The sequence below is a fragment of the Pseudomonas sp. JUb42 genome (genome assembly GCF_024807945.1).
GTDB lineage: Bacteria > Pseudomonadota > Gammaproteobacteria > Pseudomonadales > Pseudomonadaceae > Aquipseudomonas.
In genome coordinates, this window is record NZ_JANUFD010000013.1 from 96,159 (window position 1) to 112,402 (window position 16,244).

Sequence of the window (16,244 nt, forward strand, 5' to 3'; positions counted from 1 at the left end):
CTGCCATGCAATTCAGTTTGACCTTGCGCAATAACCCCTCGACGACCCAGACGCCGTCTGTGGAGTTGCCTGTGCCCGCCGCGCCCACCAGCGACAAGGCGGCCATCGCCGAGGCACAAACCCCGGTCCGCCTGGGAGTGCAGGTGACGCTGTCGAGCCAGGCGAAGGCGGTCAACAAGGACGCCGATATCGACGCCAGCAACCTGCCGACAGTGGTCAAGGATCAGTTGAAGATGATTCGCCGGATCCAGGAGCAGATCACCAAAAAGATGGACGAGCTGCAAGCCGTGGCCAAGGATCCCTCCCTGTCGCCCAAGGCACGGGAGATCAAGACGCGTCAGCTGCAAATGGAGCTGACGGTCTTGAACCAGTCGCTGATGAGCGCGACGCGCGAGATGAACAAGACCATGAGTGACATGAAACTGCCTGCGGAGCAGGTCACCAAGGCGGCGGGGTTGATTGGTTTCGGGCATGCCTGACAGCTGCATGATCGGCTGTGCAATGTGGGACCGGCTTTAGCCGGGAAGACGCTCTGACCGACGACAGAGATGTATCGATCATGCCTACGCCTTCCCGGCTAAAGCCGGTCCCACAGTGGTTGTGTGTCAGGCTTGGGATTGATTAACGCTTGGCCACCACAAACAACCGTGGAAACGGAAACAACACCGTACCGTTTGGCAGCAGCGGATAAGCCTGGCTGATCGCCTCCAGATATTTCGCCAGATACGCTTCTTTTTCCGCTTCATCCAGCGGCGTCAGATAGGGCCGCAGCGCCGTCGCCTTGACCCATTCAACGACCGCCTGATGACCGCCCGCCAACGGATGGTGGTAGGTCGTGCGCCAGACATCCACCGAGCTGCAGTGCTCGTGCAGCAGTTCGTAGTAATAACTGGCGTTGTGCCGCGGTGGGTGTTTGACCGTGCCGATCTTGCTCGCCCAAGGCCCGCTGGCTGCGACTTCCCGGGCCAGGCGGTGCGAAGGTTCTTCCATATTGTCCGGGGTCTGCACCGCCAGGCTGCCGCCGGGATTGAGCTTGCTCAGCAGGCGCGGATAGAGGCTGGCGTGGTCGGGCACCCATTGCAGCGAAGCGTTGGCCAGGATCACGTCGAATGTCTGCGCCGGGTCCCAGCTGGCAATGTCGGCCAGCTCGAAATTCAACGCGGGCAGACGTTCACGGGCGTTGGCCAGCATGTCATCTGAGCTGTCCATGCCGCTGATGCGGGCGTCGGCAAAGCGCTGGGCCAGTACTTCGGTGGAATTACCGGGGCCGCAGCCCAGGTCGACGGCGGTCTGCACGTCGGCGGTGGCAATGGCGGCCACCAGATCGCGTACCGGGCGGGTACGTTCTTGCTCAAACGTCGAATACAGCTTGGCTGACCAGGTCATCAGGTTTCCTCATGTTCTAATGCCGCGTTTGCACGCCGGTACAACGAAGGCTATGCCTTGCCCGCCATGTTTACAAATGCTAGAAATGACGTTTAACAATACTTAAAAGGTATGAGTTTGCTCGAGCTACGTCGTTTGCATGCCTTCATCGCCATCGCCGAAGAAGGCCATATCACCCGCGCCGCCGAGCGCCTGGGCATGCAGCAGCCACCCTTGACCCGGCTGTTGCAGAGCCTTGAAGCCGAGCTGGGCGTGGCCCTGATGGAGCGCTTGCCTCGCGGCGTGCGGCCGACCCCGGCGGGGTTGGCCCTGCTCGAGGAGGCTCGCGTTCTGCTGGCCCGGGCCGAAGAAGTGACCCGCGTGGTGCAGCGCGCGGCCCGGGGTGAGCAGGGGCGGCTGGCCGTGGGCTTTACCAGTTCGGCGTCCTTGCATCCGTTGGTGCCGGACGTGCTGCGGGGTTTTCGCGAAGCGTGGCCGGGGGTAACGGTACTGCTGGAAGAGGCGGGGACCGGCGAACTGATGGACGCGCTGTTGCACGAGCGCCTCGACGCCGCCTTCGTGCGCTCGAGCCTGAGCGGCATGCCGACCTTGCAGAGTGAGCCGATCCTGACTGAACCGATGTTGCTGGCGATGCCGTTGCATCATCCATTGTCGTTGTCCGGTGATGCGCCGTTGGCCCTTTCAGCATTGGCCGACGAGGCTTTTGTCCTGTATCGGCGGCGGGCCGGGCAGGGCCTCTACGATGTGATCCTCGCCGCCTGCCGTGCTGCCGGATTCAGCCCGTTGGTGGTTCAGGAGGCGCCGCGCCTGACATCGACCTTGAGCCTGGTTGCTGCGGGCCTTGGCCTGTCCATCGTGCCCGCCTCGATGCGGCGATTGCGCGGCGACGGCATTGCCTATCGCGCCCTCAGCGATTGCCCCGGCCTGACCGCGCCTTTACATCTGGCGACGCGTATCGGTGATCAGTCCGCCGTGTTGCAGCGCTTTCGCCAGAGCCTGATGCAGGCGGTGCAACTCGAGGCCCAGAGCCTGCTGGTCACGACAGAGTGAAGCGTTCATGCTGTGCCTCGCCGCGCTGGCCCATCAAGGAATCGAGTCGCTATGGCTGACGACTTTTACGCCTTCAATACCCCGGACCCGAGGATCGGCCCTCGCGAGAAGGCGCCGATGAGCCCCGAGGAACAGGCCTGGGCCCATGAGCGCGGCGCCGTGCATCAGACCGGCTGGCTACAGATCCTGCTATTTCCACTGGCCGTCGGCAGCTTTGTGCCAGCGCTGTTTTTTTTCATCGGCCTGGCGGTATGGCGGGGAGTCGCCGACGACTTCAATCCAGATGACGCAATGGCCGGATCAGTCGGCTGGCTGATTGTCGCCACGCTGCTGTTTGTCGGCGGCTGGGCGCTGTACAACGGACTACATGGCAAATACTCCCGGCTCAAACGCTACTGGCGCGAGATGCCGGGGCAGGGTGTGGTCGAACTGGAACACCACAGGCTGCTTTCGGGGATCAGCCTGTGGTCAAACGACTATGACCCGGATATCAGCACCATCAGCCTGTGGATTGACGGGCGCATGCAGGTGGTGCCGGACAGTGGTGTATCCGAATGGCTGCTGGCCCGCACCGCCGCCGGGCACTGGCTGGTATTGCGGCAGAATTACCCGGGCCATTTCAGCTACGACAAACCGCGTCTGCCTGATCCGGACAAGCGCTTGAAGCCGAGCCAAGAGCTATCCATAGCCCTGGCCCCCGGCACTAATATCGCCCTTGGCCAGCGTCATTCGGGCGAGCCGTTGCCGCTGGTGCAAACTCTGTACTGGCTGACCCGGCCGGAACAACAACGGCTCAACGAGATCGCCCATCACTGGACGTTTTTCTACCCGGATCGCTATGGCGTGGTGAATGCGCAGGATGCCGACTGGGTCGAGGGGTTGGTGGCGCGGGCGCAACTACAACATTTCGTTCCAAATTAAAGATCCCTACAACTTCCCCCAAAACGCCTCGGCAAAATCACTCAGCGGTGTGCGGGCGCGAAACAGGCGGATCTGCATGGGGATATCCCAGTGCTCATCCAGTGCCCGCACCAGACGCTGTTGCTGCATCTCGCTCTCGGCCAGGGTCGCGGGCAGCCATGCCATACCTTTGCCTTCCAGAGCCATGGATAGCAGCACCGCCGCGAGGTGCGAGTTGAAACGACTCTCCAGATGTTGCTCGGGCTGGGAACGATTCAGGCGCCAGTTGACGATGCGGCCCAACCCGGAGTCGGCGGTGTAGCCCAGATAAGGCCGGGTGTCGGCAGTTACTTCGCTGATCGCCTGAGGCGCGCAAAGGGGGATCAGGCGGTCGCTGCCGATGGTCTTGCCAAGGAACTGCTCGCTGGGAAAACGCGGCGGTACGTCCGCATGATGATGGCAGAGCAGAAACTGCACCTCGCCATTGAGCAGCATCTGCTCGCACACGCGCATGTTGTCCGAGTGCAGGCGCACCGCCTCTATGGGCGCCTCGCGTTCGGTGCTTCTTATCCAGCCGGGAAAGAAGTTGAAGGACAGCGAATGGGTCGCGGCGAAGTACAGCGTGCGTAACTGCTTGCCCGCCAACTCTCGGGCGTCCAGGCGCATCTGATGCAGGCGTCGAGTCATGTCCTGGGCGTTGCCGAGCATCTGTCGGCCGACATCGGTGAGGGTCGCGCCCTGGGTCGTGCGTTCGAACAGATCGACCCCCATCCAGTTTTCCAGCGCACGAATACGTCGGCTGAACGCCGGTTGCGTGACATGTCGCGCATCCGCCGCCCGGGAAAAGTTTTCCAGTTCGGCGAGTGCGACGAAGTCTTCCAGCCAGGCGAGTTCCATGGGCGCTGCTACCGCTATGTGAGTCGGCCGATTCTAGCCCAGGTGTGACCCTGCGCGGGCAGGACATTCCGGCAAAGAATAGAAGCTATGCCCCCGGCCCTTCTACCGGGGGCACGGCGCGACTGTGACCATGGCCTGGCGATTTAGACACTTACTCACTCAGCCAGACAGGTAACGATCATGACCCTTCAAGCCAAACTCGATGCATTCAAGGCCGACTTCCAGAGCGGCAAACCTCCTTACAACGCCCCGCCGCAAGTACATGCCACCATGAAGAAGGCCACCGATGCGCTGATAGCCAGCGGCCAGGCTGAGCGCGCGCTGAAGGCGGGCGACAAGGCGCCGGAATTTACTTTGCAAGACCCTGACGGCAATCCGGTTTCGTCCGTCGAACTGCTGGCCAAGGGGCCGTTGGTGCTGAGTTTTTACCGTGGCGTGTGGTGCCCGTACTGCAACATGGAATTGCAGGCGCTTGAAGCGGCACTACCGGCCATTCGCGATCTGGGCGCCAGCCTCGTCGCCATCTCGCCGCAGATCAAGGCCAACAGCCGCAAGTCGGTACGCCAGAACGAGTTGAGCTTCCCGATCCTCAGCGACAGCAAGAACGACGTGGCCGCCGCGTTTGGCCTGCGCTTTACCCTGCCGGACTACCTGATCGAACTGTACAAAAACTTCGGCAACGACCTGCCGAAAATCAATGATGACCCGAGCTGGACGCTGCCAATGCCCGCCCGTTTCGTCATCGGTACGGACGGCATCATCACCTATGCGGAAGTGAACCCGGACTATACCCTGCGTCCTGATCCGTCGGAGTTGCTGCCTGCATTGCGTGGCTGATCAGTGAGAGCAATCTGAGGGAGCGAATTGCTGGACCGAATTGTGGGAGCGAATTCATTCGCGAAAGCGGTGTTCCAGGCGATGAAGATGCGTTGGATGTACCGGCCTCTTCGCGAATGAATTCGCTCCCACAAGTTTTTCTCCCGGCCTCGGTTAGTGTTTGCTGCGTGACAGCGCGGCGTCGTAGGCGGGGTGGGTCTCCCACAAGATTTACCCCGCCGGCTCACCGCTCAACAACTGCTCCACATATTCAACAAACGCCCGGGCCTTGGCGCTGGCCATGCGCCCGGTCGGAAAAACTGCCCACAAGTCCAGCACGGGCAGTTGCCATTCCTGCAGCACCTGACGAATTTCGCCACTGGCCAGTTCCGGGGCGAACATCCATTGCGATGACAAGGTGATACCCAGATGGGACAACACGGTGGTTCGCACGCCTTCCGCCGCCGTGACCCGCACCCGCCCCGAGACAGTGACCGATTGCTCGGTGCTGCCTTTCTTGAACTGCCAATGTGCGCCACCGCCATGCTGCGAATAAATCACCGCCTGATGCCCCGCCAGTTCGGCCGGTGAACAAGGCACGCCGTGCTGCTCAAAATAGGTGGGCGTGCCCAGCACCATCCGTGGGCATTCGCCGATCTTGCGTGCCGTCAGCCCCGAGTCGGGCAGCTCACCCATGCGCAAGGCGACATCGATACCTTCTTCGATCAGATTGACGTTGCGGTCATCGAGTATCACATCGATATCGAGGTCCGGATGCTGTTCCAGAAAACCACTCAAATGCGGAAGAATATGCAGCCGCGAAAAGGTCACTGCGGCGCAGATGCGCAGCGTTCCGCGCAACCCTGAGCCTGCGCCCCGTGCTGCCAGATCGGCTTCGTCTGCTTCCTCGATGGCGCGCTTGGCCCGCTCGAAAAACGCCGCCCCGGCTTCGGTCGGGCTCAGGCCCCGGGTCGAACGCAGCAGCAGGCGCACGCCCAAGCGTTCTTCCAGTTGCGCAACCACCTTGGACACCGCAGGCTGGCCGACCTTGAGCCGCCGCGCCGCTGCCGAGAACGAACCCGTCTCGACCACGCAGACAAAGGTTTCCATTGCCGATAACCGGTCCATCCACTGCTCCCCGAATCAATCATTACTGAGTCGGCCATCATGGGTGGCGCGCACGCGCTTGTGAACCACTGTCAGCAAAACGGCCGATAACATCGCGAGGGCGGCCGCAGCGACAAACACCACTGCGCGTTGGCCGGGCAGGTAGTCCATGAAGGAAGACAGGAACTGCCCGGTGAAAATCGCCATGGACAGCCAGGCCAGGTTGCGCCCGCGCAGCGCTACGTGGCTCTGTTCGAGGGTCATGTGGTTGACCAGCGGGATAGACAGGCCAAAGCCGATGCCCATGCACAGGCCGCCTTCGAGGAGCAGCGTCAGGCTGTCGGCGCAGGCGAAGGCCAGGTGGGCCAGGGCATAGAAAACGAAGGCGAACGCCAGCGTGCCGTACTCGCCCAGACGCCGCGCAGCCCTGGGCATCACGGCAGCCGCGGCGACCGCCACCAGGGACACATAGGCGAGCAAATAACCGGTCTGTGCCTCGCTGAAGCCCAGTTCATGCAGACGCAAGGGCAGCATGATCACCGCAGTGAAAAAGCAGATCATCGACAGGCTGGCGGCCAGCAGCACCCGCTTTAGCGCGGCTGTGATCGGGACTTTTGTCAGGGCGCTGTCGTCAGTAGGTCCGGACTCATCGGGGCGTGGTACGAAGGCCAAAATCATCAGCAGAAACACCCAGGCCATCAGGTACAGCAGAAACGGCCAATGCCAGCCGAGACTAGCCAGTACGCCGCCGAGGAACAGAAAAATCACTCCGCCCAGTTCGATGGCCATACCTTGCCGGGCGATCATCTGCAGACGCGCTTCGCCCTGATAGAACAGTGAAATCAGCCCGGTTCCGGCAGCCATCACCACCGCCGTGGCGCCGCCCAGGGCCAGGCGGTCGGCAAATACCGCCAGTGGACCGTGCAGCACAGCAGCGGCCACGCCCAACAGGCCATAGGCGAACAGCCCCAGGCATAAGGCGCGGTACAAGCCCTGGCGTTGAATGAGTCTGCCAGCCAGTGGCCCGAACAGGACCACGCCAAGGGAGGGCAGGGTGATCAGCCAACTGGCCATGTCACCGATCCCCAACTGTTCAGCAATGCTCGGCAGGCCGGGAACAATGACGCAGCCGACCATGATGGTCAGACAGGCGACGGCCAGCAGTGAGAAGGAACCTGCGGTGGAGAGTGTGCGCATTTAATAGGTTGTCCGTATAGCGGAACATATATCCGAATATCGGAACAGATTGTTCTGCGATATCATCGCAATGTCAAACTCACATCGATGAATTACACGGAGAGGCCCATGGCCCAGGACACCGAAGGCAGTGGCAGGCAAGTCATCGCACGGGCAGCGGCGGTGCTCAAGGCGCTGGAGAATCAGCGCCAGGGCTTGAGCCTGAGCCAGATCGCCAAGGCCGCGGATCTGCCTCGCACGACCGTCCACCGCATTGTCGCGGCACTGGAAGCCCAGCAGATGGTGATTTCCGGAGTCGGCGCAATACGTCTCGGCCCGGCACTGGTACGCCTGGCAGCCTCGGCCCATACCGATATCGTCGCGATTGCCCGGCCCTATGTGGAAAGCCTGGGGCGGCGCACTCGCGAGACGGTCGATGTCTGCGTTTACCGGGGGCTGCATGCGATCTCTGTCGATCAGTACCCCAGCGATCAGGAGTTGCGCGTGGTCTCGGCGGTGGGTACGGCCTTCCCGATCCACTGCACCGCCCATGGCAAAATGCTGTTGAGCGCCCTCGACGACGAAGTGATCCGCCGCACCCTGAGTGCCCCGCTGGAACGTCGCACGGCCAATACCATCGACGGGATCGAACCACTGATCCAGCAGGTCAACCTGGCCCGGCAGCAGGGCTGGGCCATCGATGAGCAGGAACACGCGCTCGGCGTTTGCGGCATCGGTATCTACCTCAATAGCGGCCTGGCTGAACACTACGCAATCTCCCTGGCCGTACCCGCGCTGCGCTTTCACGAGCAACGGGAAAGCCTCAAGGCGGCATTGCTGCAATGCAAGGCGGAGATCGAGGCGGTGATCGGCGGCTAGCCACGCATTGCAAGTGAGGATTCCATCCCGGATCGCTAGATGTCTATAATGCGAGCAATTCTCAAATGCATTTGCGTATCCATGTCGACTTCTCCGCCCAACACCCAACTGCTGGCCGCGCTTGCGCTGCACTACGATGACTTGGTCGAGTACATTCGCCGTCGCTTCAACGGACGGGACTTTGCCCGTGACCTGGTGCATGACGTATGCGTGCAAGTTATGGAGAAGCCGCCGCAGGAGCCCATCAAGCTGCCGTTGGCGTTTCTGCGGCGCACCGCCTTCAACCGCGCTATCGACCGCTTGCGTGCCGAACGGGTGCGGTACGACTATCAAAGCGGCCCCATGGCGGCGCAACCCGGCGTCGATGAGTGGGATGGCGCCAAGGCGCTGGATTTCGAACAGCAATTGACCGCGCTGCTGGCCATTATCGAAGGGCTGCCCGCGCGTCAGCGCCAGGTGTTTCTGCTGCATCGCATTCATGCCATGGCGCAGCGGGAGATCGCTGAAGAACTGGGCATATCCGCCAATATGGTGAACCAGCATTTTGCCCGGGCCATGCGTTCCATCGTGCAGAAATGGGGGCCGGCCCGACGCGCGTGTGGGGCCTTTTGATGAACCCAATGCCACCCATCCAGCACGACCAGCGACGAACCGCAGACGACGCCCTGCAGCCGTTCGCCGACTCCCTGCGTGAGCGCGTGCCCTCCCGCGAGGCGTTGCTGGCCGAAGCCAAGGCCATGACCCGACAGCGGCGCACGCTGCGTAATTCGACACTTGGCTTGCTGGCGGGGGTAGGGCTGTTGAGTACCTTGTGGCACGTCGATCCGGCGTGGCAGACCGAAGATGTGCGGGTGGCGTTCGGTCAGCGGCAACAGCTGCAGTTGCTTGATGGCAGCATCGTCGAGCTGAACTCCGGCAGTCATTTGCGCATTGAGCGACGCCTGCGCAGCCGACAACTGGAGCTGGTCCGGGGTGAGGCGCTGTTCAGCGTGGTGCATGACGACAAGCCATTTATCGTGCGCAGCCAGGGCGTGCTGGTGCGCGATATCGGCACGGTCTTCGATGTGCGCAGCGACGAGCGCGGCGTGGCTGTCGGGGTTATCCAGGGCGCTGTGGAAGTCAGCAACGGCACCACGGCACCGCAGCGTCTGAAGGCTGGCGAACAGCTGCAAGCCGGCGAACAATTGATCGGCCCGATTGAAGCGGCAGACAAGGACGCGCTGACCGCCTGGCGATACGACAAGCTGCGTTTCAATGGCCTGCCCCTGAGTGAGGTGGTCAGTGACCTGCAGCACTATCGTCAGGCGCCGATCCGCATCGCCGATGCCCGAACGGGTGAGTTGCGCCTGTCCGGTGAATTCGACACCGCCGGGGTGGAAACCCTGATCCGTCTGCTGCCGACAATTCTGCCGGTACGGGTTCAGGAAGGTGCCGACGGCAGCGTGACCCTGAATCGCATCCGCTGAAACGCCCAACAGGTGCTGATGAGAATTATTTTCAGCGGCACCTCAACATCTTCAATTCGACAAACGCCATTACCCATGAAGAACGCTAATAACGACTGTTCGAATGGGGGAATCAAGGTGGGTAAGAACACGTCATCACCGCGCCGGGGGCAACGGCTTAGTCTGTTGGCGGCCGGGCTGTTGCTGGCCGTCGGCGCCAGCGCTCAGGAGGCCACTCACGCTGTGGACATTCCGGCGCAGCGCCTGGATCAGGCACTTAACGCTCTGGCCGGACAGACCGGCAGTCGCATCCTGTTTGCTACCGACGTTGCCGAAGGCCGTCAGGCGGTGGCGCTGCACGGCAACCTTACTGTCGAGCAGGCACTGGAGCGCATGCTCGGGCGCAGTGGCCTCAAGGTGCAAAAGACCGCAGACGGCACCTGGCTGATTGCGCGGCCGGGCAATGACGCGGCTGTGGAACTGGGGGCGACCAATGTTCAGGCCAGCAGCCTGGGCAGTGAAACCGAGAACACCGGTTCGTACACCACCGGGGCCATGCAGTCGGCGACCAAACTCAACCTGTCCATGCGCGAAACCCCGCAGTCAGTCACGGTGATCACTCGTCAGCGCATCGATGATCAGAAACTCGCCGATCTCAGCGAGGTGGTACAGAACACCCCCGGCCTGACTGTACGCCGAACCGGGCCGGAGCGCTCTTCCTACTACGCTCGCGGCTTTTCCCTCGACAACGTCATGTATGACGGCCTGCCCACCAGCCTCGACAGTTCGCAACTGTCCCAGGATCTGTTGTCTGCCGACATGGCCATGTACGACCGCGTCGAAGTGGTCCGTGGCGCCACCGGTCTGATGCAGGGGGCGGGCAACCCGGCGGCGGCGATCAATCTGATCCGCAAGCGGCCGACCCGGGAGTTCCAGGCCAGTCTCGAGGGTAGCCTGGGCACTTGGGATCGCTATCGCACCGACCTGGACGTGTCCGGGCCGCTGACGGAAAACGGCGCAGTGCGCGGGCGCATGGTGACCAGCTATCAGACCCAGGACAGCTTTCGCGATGTGCTGGATAACGAGCGCAACCTGTTCTACGGCATCGTCGAAGCCGATCTGAATGACAGCACCACCCTGACCCTGAGTGCCTCGCGCCAGCAGGACAACTACAACGGCAACGGCTGGACCGGCCTGCCCGTGGGCTTCGATGGTCACGACCTGAACCTGTCGCGCTCAACCTCGCTGAGCAATGACTGGGAGTACTGGAACAAGACCAGCACCTCGGTCTATGCCGCGCTGGAGCATGCGCTGGATAACGGCTGGAAGCTCAACGTCTCGGCGACCAAGACCTGGGCTGATCTGGATATGCTCGGCACCTACCTGTTGGGCCGCACTGCGACCAAAACCTATGACCAGTACGTCGGCGCCGGGCATTATCGCGAGTCGCAGAACAGCTTCGATGCCTACGCCAGCGGCCCGTTCCGGTTGCTGGATCGCGACCATGAACTGGTGTTCGGCGCTAGCCACCGGCGTGTGGTGTTCAATGGTGATGTGCCGGTGAACGTGCTGTTGCGCAGCAATATCAATATCTATAACTGGGATTCCGGCGCCACGCCGCAAGTGGCCAGCCAGAACAAATACGGTTGGCAGAACACCAATGCCAAGCTCAACAGCGTCTATGCCAACACGCGCCTGAGCCTGGCCGACCCGCTGAAGCTGATTCTCGGCAGCCGCCTGGACTGGTACGACAACGACACCAGCGCGCCGTATAAAAACACCGAGACCGAGCTCAAGGTGAACCGCCATGTCACCAAGTACGCCGGGCTGATCTACGACCTGGATCAGCATCACTCGGTGTATGTCAGCTACACCGATATTTTCAAGCCGCAGAGTTATTTCGATACCTCGGGGGCGATCATTGCGCCCATCACCGGCAAGAACTACGAGATGGGCATCAAGGGCGAGTATTTCGACGGTGCCTTGAATGCGTCGGCAGCAATCTTCCAGATTGATCAGGAAAATCGCGCCAAGGCCATCACCGACCAGAGTCTGTGCCCCAGCTACCCGACCACCTCCTGCTATGAAGCGGCGGGCGAGGTACGCAGCAAGGGTCTCGAACTGGAAGTGCAGGGACAGTTGACACCGAACTGGCAACTCGGCGCTGGCTACACTTTTGCTGAAGCCAAATATAAAAAGGATGCCAATGTCGCCAACGAAGGGCGTCTTTTCGATACCGATATTCCCCGGCATCTGTTCAAAATGAGCACCACTTACACCTTGCCGGGCGAGTTGCATCAATGGCGGGTCGGCAGCTCGCTGTACCGGCAGAACCGCATCTACAACAAAGGCACTACCTACATGATCGAGCAGGATGCCTACACCCTGGTCGACTTCATGCTGGGCTTCAAACCGACCGAGCATATCGACGCCCGGCTCAACCTGAATAACGCCTTCGACAAGAAGTATTACAACTCACTCAGCTCGTCGGTGACGGTGCCCAGCAACGTCTACGGCGATCCACGCAACTTGATGTTGTCGGTCAAATACACGTTTTGAACCTGAACTGACAGAAGCCGCCTCTATTGACCTGAGTCGCGAGGCGGCTGACGCACCGGTCGTAGAATCGCCGGGCGACGTCATCCAGGGTCAGGAAATGAACAGTCAGGAACACACACAGAATCACGACGCAATGCTCAAGCGACTGGCCCGGGTCGAGGGGCAGATTCGCGGCATTCAGGCGATGATCAAACGCGGAGTTGAATGCGAGGCCGTGGCCGTGCAGTTCCGCGCAGCGCGCAAGGCGCTGGACAAGGCGTATCAGGAATTGCTGATGTGCCTGGTGGAAGATGCCATGGTCGATGATGGGCAGAGCGTTGAAGAAAAGCTGACGCAGGTGCGGGCGATTTTTACCAAATACACTTAGAGCCTCGGTATGCGCGCGGTCTTGTAGGAGCTCAGGCCACTCCATGAACCCTGGCCTGCCACAACAAGCCATATCCCAACCCCATCCACACCCAGCCCAGCAGCGGATGAAACACCGTCCGCCACAGCCGGCCGTGCGGGTCGAAACCCACGCCATGAATGAAGCCCGTGGACATGCCGAGCATGCTCAGGGAAATCAGGCCGTGGCTGTAGTGGCCGTTGGCGTCGAGCAGGGCCGCCGGGTGCACCAGAAAAATCAGTGACAACGGCCCCGCCAGCAGCAGGGAAACAACGCGGGTGTACCCGCGTTGCAGCCAGGGGCGGGCGTTACTGCTCACCCGGCACCTCTTCATCGAGGTTCTGCTGGGTCTCCAGCCACAGGGCGTTGATGATGCCGAAACTGCAGGCCAGCAGGACGCCGAGTATCCAGGCGAAATACCACATGATGTGCTCCTTGCCCCTCGGGGCGAATAGTGAGGCGATCAGTACAGCCCGTGGGGGTTGGCTTCGATGTGTTTATCGCCCAGGCGACCCCACATGCGGGTGTAGCACCACAGCGTGTAGCCGAGGATCAACGGCACGAACACGCAGGCCACGACAAACAGGATGCCCAGGGTCTTGTGGCTGGATACCGCGTCCCACAGCGTCAGGCTCGAGGCCAGATCAAGGCTCGACGGGAACACGAACGGGAACAGCGCAAAGCCCGCCGTGCAGATCGTGCCGACAATCGCCAGGCTGCTGCCGAGGAAGGCCAGGCCTGCGCGGTTGATCTGCGCACCAAGCAGTGCCAGCAGGCCACCGGCCAGGCCGAGGATCGGCGCGATGCGGGTCAACGGGTAGGCGCTGTAGTTGGCCAGCCAGCCGTGGTTATCGGCCAGCACCTGCTTGCTCAGGGGATTGAGTGCCGCATTGGTATCCAGACTCGACACCAGGCTCAGCCCGGTAATCGACGACACCAGCCAGACACCGGCCCCGGCAAAGGCAATCAGGTAAATCAGCGCACACAGGCGAGTCGCGATACGGGAGCGGGCATGCAACTGGGCGTCGGTGCGCAGCATCAGCCAGGCGCCGCCGTGGGCGCTGAGCATGCTCAGGCTGACCACGCCTGCCAGCAGAGCGAAAGGGTGCAGCAGGCCAAAGAACGAGCCTTCATAAGACGAGCGCATGAACTCGTCGAGATGGAAGGGCACGCCAAGGAACAGATTGCCGAACGCCACACCAAACAACAGGGCCGGCGCCGCGCCGCCGACAAACAGCGCCCAGTCCCAGGCCGTGCGCCAGGTCTTGTTCTCTAGCTTGCTGCGGTAGTCGAACCCTACCGGGCGGCAGAACAGGGCAAACAGCACCAGCAGCATCGCCCAGTACAGACCGGAGAAGGCCACGGCGTAGACCATCGGCCAGGCCGCGAACAGCGCGCCGCCAGCGGTGATGAACCACACCTGATTGCCATCCCAGTGCGGGGCGATGGTGTTGATCGCCACGCGGCGCTCATTGTCGGTACGGCCCACGAACGGCATCAACGCCATGGCACCCATGTCAAAGCCATCGGTCAGGGCAAAGCCGATCAGCAGCACGCCGATCAGCACCCACCACATCACTTTCAGTGTTTCGTAATCAAACATGACGAACTCCTCAGGCCTGGGCGGTGTGCGCGACGGCGTCACGCTCGAAGTGGTAACGGCCGGTGTGCAGGCTCGACGGGCCAAGGCGGGCAAACTTGATCATCAGGTACATCTCGATCACCAACAGCACGGTGTAAAAGGCCACCAAGGCCAGCAGCGAACCCAGGACATCACCCGCCGCCAGTGACGAAGCGGACAGATGCACCGGCAGCACTTCGGCAATCGACCACGGCTGACGGCCATGCTCGGCGACGATCCAGCCGGTCTGGGTCGCGATCCACGGTAGCGGCAGGGCGCAGACGGCAAATCGCAGCAGCCACGGCTTGCTCTCGGCGTTGCGCTTGATCGACGCCCAGGCCGCCAGCACAAACAGCACCAAGGTCAGGAAGCCCGAGAGCACCATGAGGCGGAAGGTCCAGAACATGGTGAAGACATTGGGGATGGTATCCAGGGATGCTTTTTTGATATTCGCTTCGCTGGCATCGACCACATTCGGTGTGTATTTCTTCAGCAGCAGGCCGTAGCCCAGGTCCTGTTTCACCGCGTTGAACGCGTCGATATTGGCCTGGCTCTTGTCGCCGTGACGAAGTTTTTCCAGTAGGCCGTAGGCGTGCATACCGTTGCGGATGCGCACTTCGTGCTGGGCAATCAGGTCCTTGATGCCGGTGACCTGCTTGTCCACCGAACGGGTGGCGATGATGCCCATCAGGTAGGGGATCTTCACCGCGTAGTCGGTGCGTTGCTCCGCCTGATTGGGCAGGCCGAACAGGGTGAAGGCGGCAGGCGCGGGCTCGGTGTTCCACTCGGCTTCGATGGCCGCCAGTTTGGTGGTCTGCACGTCGCCGATTTCGTAGCCGGACTCGTCACCCAGCAGGATCACCGACAGGGTCGAGGCCAGGCCGAACACCGCGGCAATGGCGAAGGAGCGCCGGGCGAACGCCAGGTCACGTTTCTTCAGCAGGTAGTAGCTGGAAATCGCCAGGACAAACACTGCGCCGGTCACATAACCGGCCGACACGGTGTGTACGAACTTCACCTGGGCCACCGGGTTGAACAGCAGGGCGCCGAAGCTGCTCAGTTCCATGCGCATGGTTTCAAAGTTGAACTCTGCGCCCACCGGATTCTGCATCCAGCCATTGGCAATCAGGATCCACAATGCCGACATGTTCGAGCCAATCGCCACCAGCCAGGTCACCGCCAGATGCTGAACGCGGGTCAGGCGATCCCAGCCAAAGAAGAACAGGCCGATAAAGGTCGATTCGAGGAAGAACGCCATCAACCCTTCAATCGCCAAGGGCGCGCCAAAGATATCGCCGACATAATGGCTGTAATAAGCCCAGTTAGTGCCGAACTGAAACTCCATGGTCAAGCCGGTTGTTACGCCCAAGGCAAAGTTGATGCCGAATAACTTGCCCCAGAACTTGACCATGTCCTTGTAGACCTGTTTGCCGGTCATGACATAGACCGACTCCATGATCGCCAGGATAAAGGTCATGCCCAGCGTTAATGGCACAAACAGGAAGTGATACAGCGCGGTGACTGCAAATTGCAGGCGCGACAGGTCGACAACGGATTCCGAGATCATCTCGGTTTCTCCTCGGTAAGTGGCGAAACAGGTGGGGTATCGAACAAATGCGCGGCAACGCCTGCCTGGTTATCCTCGGGGATGGTGGGTTCACCGAACCAGATGGCTTTGATGCTGAAAAGAATAACTAATTTGATAATCAGGATAATGCCAATATCCCGCGCCAATGGAATTCGCCATAAAGACTTGGGCTTGTCTTCGGACATGATAAGGCAACTCCGACGTTAATCAGCAGTCAGGGCATTACCGTGACGCTCGCAGTCAAGCCGCCGCCATTAAGCAATGTCTGTTGGGAGTAGAGTGAGTGTTTTTTGTATTCCGAACACTCATTGCATAATGCTACCGCATACCCATGAGGGTATGTAAGCCGGGCTTTATTGACGTGCATCAAGGTTGTTGCTGTATTTGCCGAGGGGCTGTGGCGGGGTGTCGCAGTTTGGTATTTATACTTTCTTG

General features: G+C 61.1%; 18 protein-coding genes. 9 read left to right on the plus strand and 9 right to left on the minus strand.

The window, feature by feature from the left end:
* The first annotated feature begins 5 nt into the window (after positions 1 to 5).
* Positions 6 to 479, plus strand: a complete 474-nt coding sequence (locus tag M2401_RS23925; RefSeq protein WP_259106512.1) for a hypothetical protein — start codon at positions 6 to 8, stop codon at positions 477 to 479.
* Positions 480 to 621: 142 nt separating this feature from the next.
* On the opposite strand, the gene tam is transcribed toward M2401_RS23925, so the two are convergent.
* Positions 622 to 1,386 carry a trans-aconitate 2-methyltransferase gene (tam, locus tag M2401_RS23930; RefSeq protein ID WP_259106513.1) on the minus strand — a complete coding sequence of 255 codons (765 nt, stop codon included), beginning with the start codon at positions 1,384 to 1,386 and terminating at the stop codon, positions 622 to 624.
* A 117-nt stretch (positions 1,387 to 1,503) separates the two neighbouring features.
* Here tam and M2401_RS23935 point away from each other — a divergent pair, with 117 nt between their 5' ends.
* Together M2401_RS23935 and M2401_RS23940 are read left to right on the plus strand one after the other, a co-directional pair.
* Positions 1,504 to 2,436, plus strand: coding sequence for a LysR family transcriptional regulator (locus M2401_RS23935; protein ID WP_259106515.1), 933 nt, complete (start codon positions 1,504 to 1,506; stop codon positions 2,434 to 2,436).
* A 51-nt stretch (positions 2,437 to 2,487) separates the two neighbouring features.
* The gene (locus M2401_RS23940; RefSeq protein ID WP_259106517.1) at positions 2,488 to 3,357 is read left to right on the plus strand and encodes a hypothetical protein; all 870 of its coding nucleotides are present in this window, start codon (positions 2,488 to 2,490) and stop codon (positions 3,355 to 3,357) included.
* A 6-nt stretch (positions 3,358 to 3,363) separates the two neighbouring features.
* Here the strand turns inward: M2401_RS23940 and M2401_RS23945 are convergent, their stop codons facing one another.
* Entirely contained in the window at positions 3,364 to 4,233 is an 870-nt protein-coding gene (locus M2401_RS23945) for a LysR family transcriptional regulator (RefSeq protein WP_259106518.1), read from the minus strand.
* Positions 4,234 to 4,413: 180 nt separating this feature from the next.
* Here M2401_RS23945 and M2401_RS23950 point away from each other — a divergent pair, with 180 nt between their 5' ends.
* Positions 4,414 to 5,070, plus strand: a complete 657-nt coding sequence (locus tag M2401_RS23950) for a peroxiredoxin-like family protein (RefSeq protein WP_259106520.1) — start codon at positions 4,414 to 4,416, stop codon at positions 5,068 to 5,070.
* A 210-nt stretch (positions 5,071 to 5,280) separates the two neighbouring features.
* Here the strand turns inward: M2401_RS23950 and M2401_RS23955 are convergent, their stop codons facing one another.
* Positions 5,281 to 6,177, minus strand: coding sequence for a LysR family transcriptional regulator (locus tag M2401_RS23955; protein ID WP_259106521.1), 897 nt, complete (start codon positions 6,175 to 6,177; stop codon positions 5,281 to 5,283).
* A gap of 15 nt (positions 6,178 to 6,192) precedes the next feature.
* Complete coding sequence (locus M2401_RS23960) at positions 6,193 to 7,353, minus strand: MFS transporter (protein WP_259106523.1); 1,161 nt, start codon at positions 7,351 to 7,353, stop codon at positions 6,193 to 6,195.
* 108 nt (positions 7,354 to 7,461) lie between these two features.
* Here M2401_RS23960 and M2401_RS23965 point away from each other — a divergent pair, with 108 nt between their 5' ends.
* The 5 genes from M2401_RS23965 (at position 7,462) to M2401_RS23985 (ending at position 12,582) form a co-directional block, all read left to right on the plus strand.
* Entirely contained in the window at positions 7,462 to 8,211 is a 750-nt protein-coding gene (locus M2401_RS23965; protein ID WP_259106533.1) for an IclR family transcriptional regulator, read from the plus strand.
* Between the two features lie 81 nt (positions 8,212 to 8,292).
* Positions 8,293 to 8,823, plus strand: coding sequence for an RNA polymerase sigma factor (locus M2401_RS23970; protein WP_259106535.1), 531 nt, complete (start codon positions 8,293 to 8,295; stop codon positions 8,821 to 8,823).
* A complete protein-coding gene (locus tag M2401_RS23975; protein WP_259106543.1) occupies positions 8,823 to 9,677 on the plus strand; it encodes a FecR family protein in 855 nt (284 codons plus the stop codon). Before M2401_RS23970 ends, M2401_RS23975 begins: the two co-directional genes overlap by 1 nt.
* Positions 9,678 to 9,794: 117 nt before the next feature.
* Positions 9,795 to 12,215 (plus strand): TonB-dependent receptor, encoded by a 2,421-nt coding sequence (locus M2401_RS23980; RefSeq protein WP_259106545.1) that lies wholly within the window; start codon positions 9,795 to 9,797, stop codon positions 12,213 to 12,215.
* 97 nt (positions 12,216 to 12,312) lie between these two features.
* Positions 12,313 to 12,582, plus strand: a complete 270-nt coding sequence (locus M2401_RS23985; protein WP_259106563.1) for a metal-sensing transcriptional repressor — start codon at positions 12,313 to 12,315, stop codon at positions 12,580 to 12,582.
* Between the two features lie 31 nt (positions 12,583 to 12,613).
* On the opposite strand, the gene M2401_RS23990 is transcribed toward M2401_RS23985, so the two are convergent.
* The 5 genes from M2401_RS23990 to cydP are packed head-to-tail and all read right to left on the minus strand — an operon-like array spanning position 12,614 to position 15,994.
* Entirely contained in the window at positions 12,614 to 12,919 is a 306-nt protein-coding gene (locus tag M2401_RS23990) for a cyd operon YbgE family protein (RefSeq protein ID WP_259106565.1), read from the minus strand.
* Positions 12,909 to 13,025 (minus strand): cytochrome bd-I oxidase subunit CydX, encoded by a 117-nt coding sequence (cydX, locus tag M2401_RS23995; RefSeq protein WP_259106567.1) that lies wholly within the window; start codon positions 13,023 to 13,025, stop codon positions 12,909 to 12,911. Before cydX ends, M2401_RS23990 begins: the two co-directional genes overlap by 11 nt.
* Before the next feature lie 38 nt (positions 13,026 to 13,063).
* Positions 13,064 to 14,203 carry a cytochrome d ubiquinol oxidase subunit II gene (cydB, locus tag M2401_RS24000; protein ID WP_259106569.1) on the minus strand — a complete coding sequence of 380 codons (1,140 nt, stop codon included), beginning with the start codon at positions 14,201 to 14,203 and terminating at the stop codon, positions 13,064 to 13,066.
* A gap of 10 nt (positions 14,204 to 14,213) precedes the next feature.
* Positions 14,214 to 15,788 (minus strand): cytochrome ubiquinol oxidase subunit I, encoded by a 1,575-nt coding sequence (locus tag M2401_RS24005; protein ID WP_259106571.1) that lies wholly within the window; start codon positions 15,786 to 15,788, stop codon positions 14,214 to 14,216.
* Positions 15,785 to 15,994, minus strand: coding sequence for a cytochrome oxidase putative small subunit CydP (cydP, locus tag M2401_RS24010; protein WP_259106573.1), 210 nt, complete (start codon positions 15,992 to 15,994; stop codon positions 15,785 to 15,787). The genes M2401_RS24005 and cydP overlap by 4 nt, the downstream gene beginning before the upstream one ends.
* Between the last annotated feature and the right edge of the window lie 250 nt (positions 15,995 to 16,244).

Excerpts from the sequence above, each read along its gene's own strand:
- M2401_RS23950 (WP_259106520.1), top strand. The coding sequence starts at position 4,414 with ATGACCCTTCAAGCCAAACTCGATGCATTCAAGGCCGACTTCCAGAGC.
- M2401_RS24005 (WP_259106571.1), bottom strand. The coding sequence starts at position 15,788 with ATGATCTCGGAATCCGTTGTCGACCTGTCGCGCCTGCAATTTGCAGTC.
- M2401_RS23945 (WP_259106518.1), bottom strand. The coding sequence starts at position 4,233 with ATGGAACTCGCCTGGCTGGAAGACTTCGTCGCACTCGCCGAACTGGAA.
- M2401_RS23970 (WP_259106535.1), top strand. The coding sequence starts at position 8,293 with ATGTCGACTTCTCCGCCCAACACCCAACTGCTGGCCGCGCTTGCGCTG.
- M2401_RS23955 (WP_259106521.1), bottom strand. The coding sequence starts at position 6,177 with ATGGACCGGTTATCGGCAATGGAAACCTTTGTCTGCGTGGTCGAGACG.
- M2401_RS23940 (WP_259106517.1), top strand. The coding sequence starts at position 2,488 with ATGGCTGACGACTTTTACGCCTTCAATACCCCGGACCCGAGGATCGGC.
- M2401_RS23925 (WP_259106512.1), top strand. The coding sequence starts at position 6 with ATGCAATTCAGTTTGACCTTGCGCAATAACCCCTCGACGACCCAGACG.
- cydB (WP_259106569.1), bottom strand. The coding sequence starts at position 14,203 with ATGTTTGATTACGAAACACTGAAAGTGATGTGGTGGGTGCTGATCGGC.
- tam (WP_259106513.1), bottom strand. The coding sequence starts at position 1,386 with ATGACCTGGTCAGCCAAGCTGTATTCGACGTTTGAGCAAGAACGTACC.
- M2401_RS23985 (WP_259106563.1), top strand. The coding sequence starts at position 12,313 with ATGAACAGTCAGGAACACACACAGAATCACGACGCAATGCTCAAGCGA.
- cydP (WP_259106573.1), bottom strand. The coding sequence starts at position 15,994 with ATGTCCGAAGACAAGCCCAAGTCTTTATGGCGAATTCCATTGGCGCGG.
- M2401_RS23965 (WP_259106533.1), top strand. The coding sequence starts at position 7,462 with ATGGCCCAGGACACCGAAGGCAGTGGCAGGCAAGTCATCGCACGGGCA.
- M2401_RS23960 (WP_259106523.1), bottom strand. The coding sequence starts at position 7,353 with ATGCGCACACTCTCCACCGCAGGTTCCTTCTCACTGCTGGCCGTCGCC.
- cydX (WP_259106567.1), bottom strand. The coding sequence starts at position 13,025 with ATGTGGTATTTCGCCTGGATACTCGGCGTCCTGCTGGCCTGCAGTTTC.
- M2401_RS23975 (WP_259106543.1), top strand. The coding sequence starts at position 8,823 with ATGAACCCAATGCCACCCATCCAGCACGACCAGCGACGAACCGCAGAC.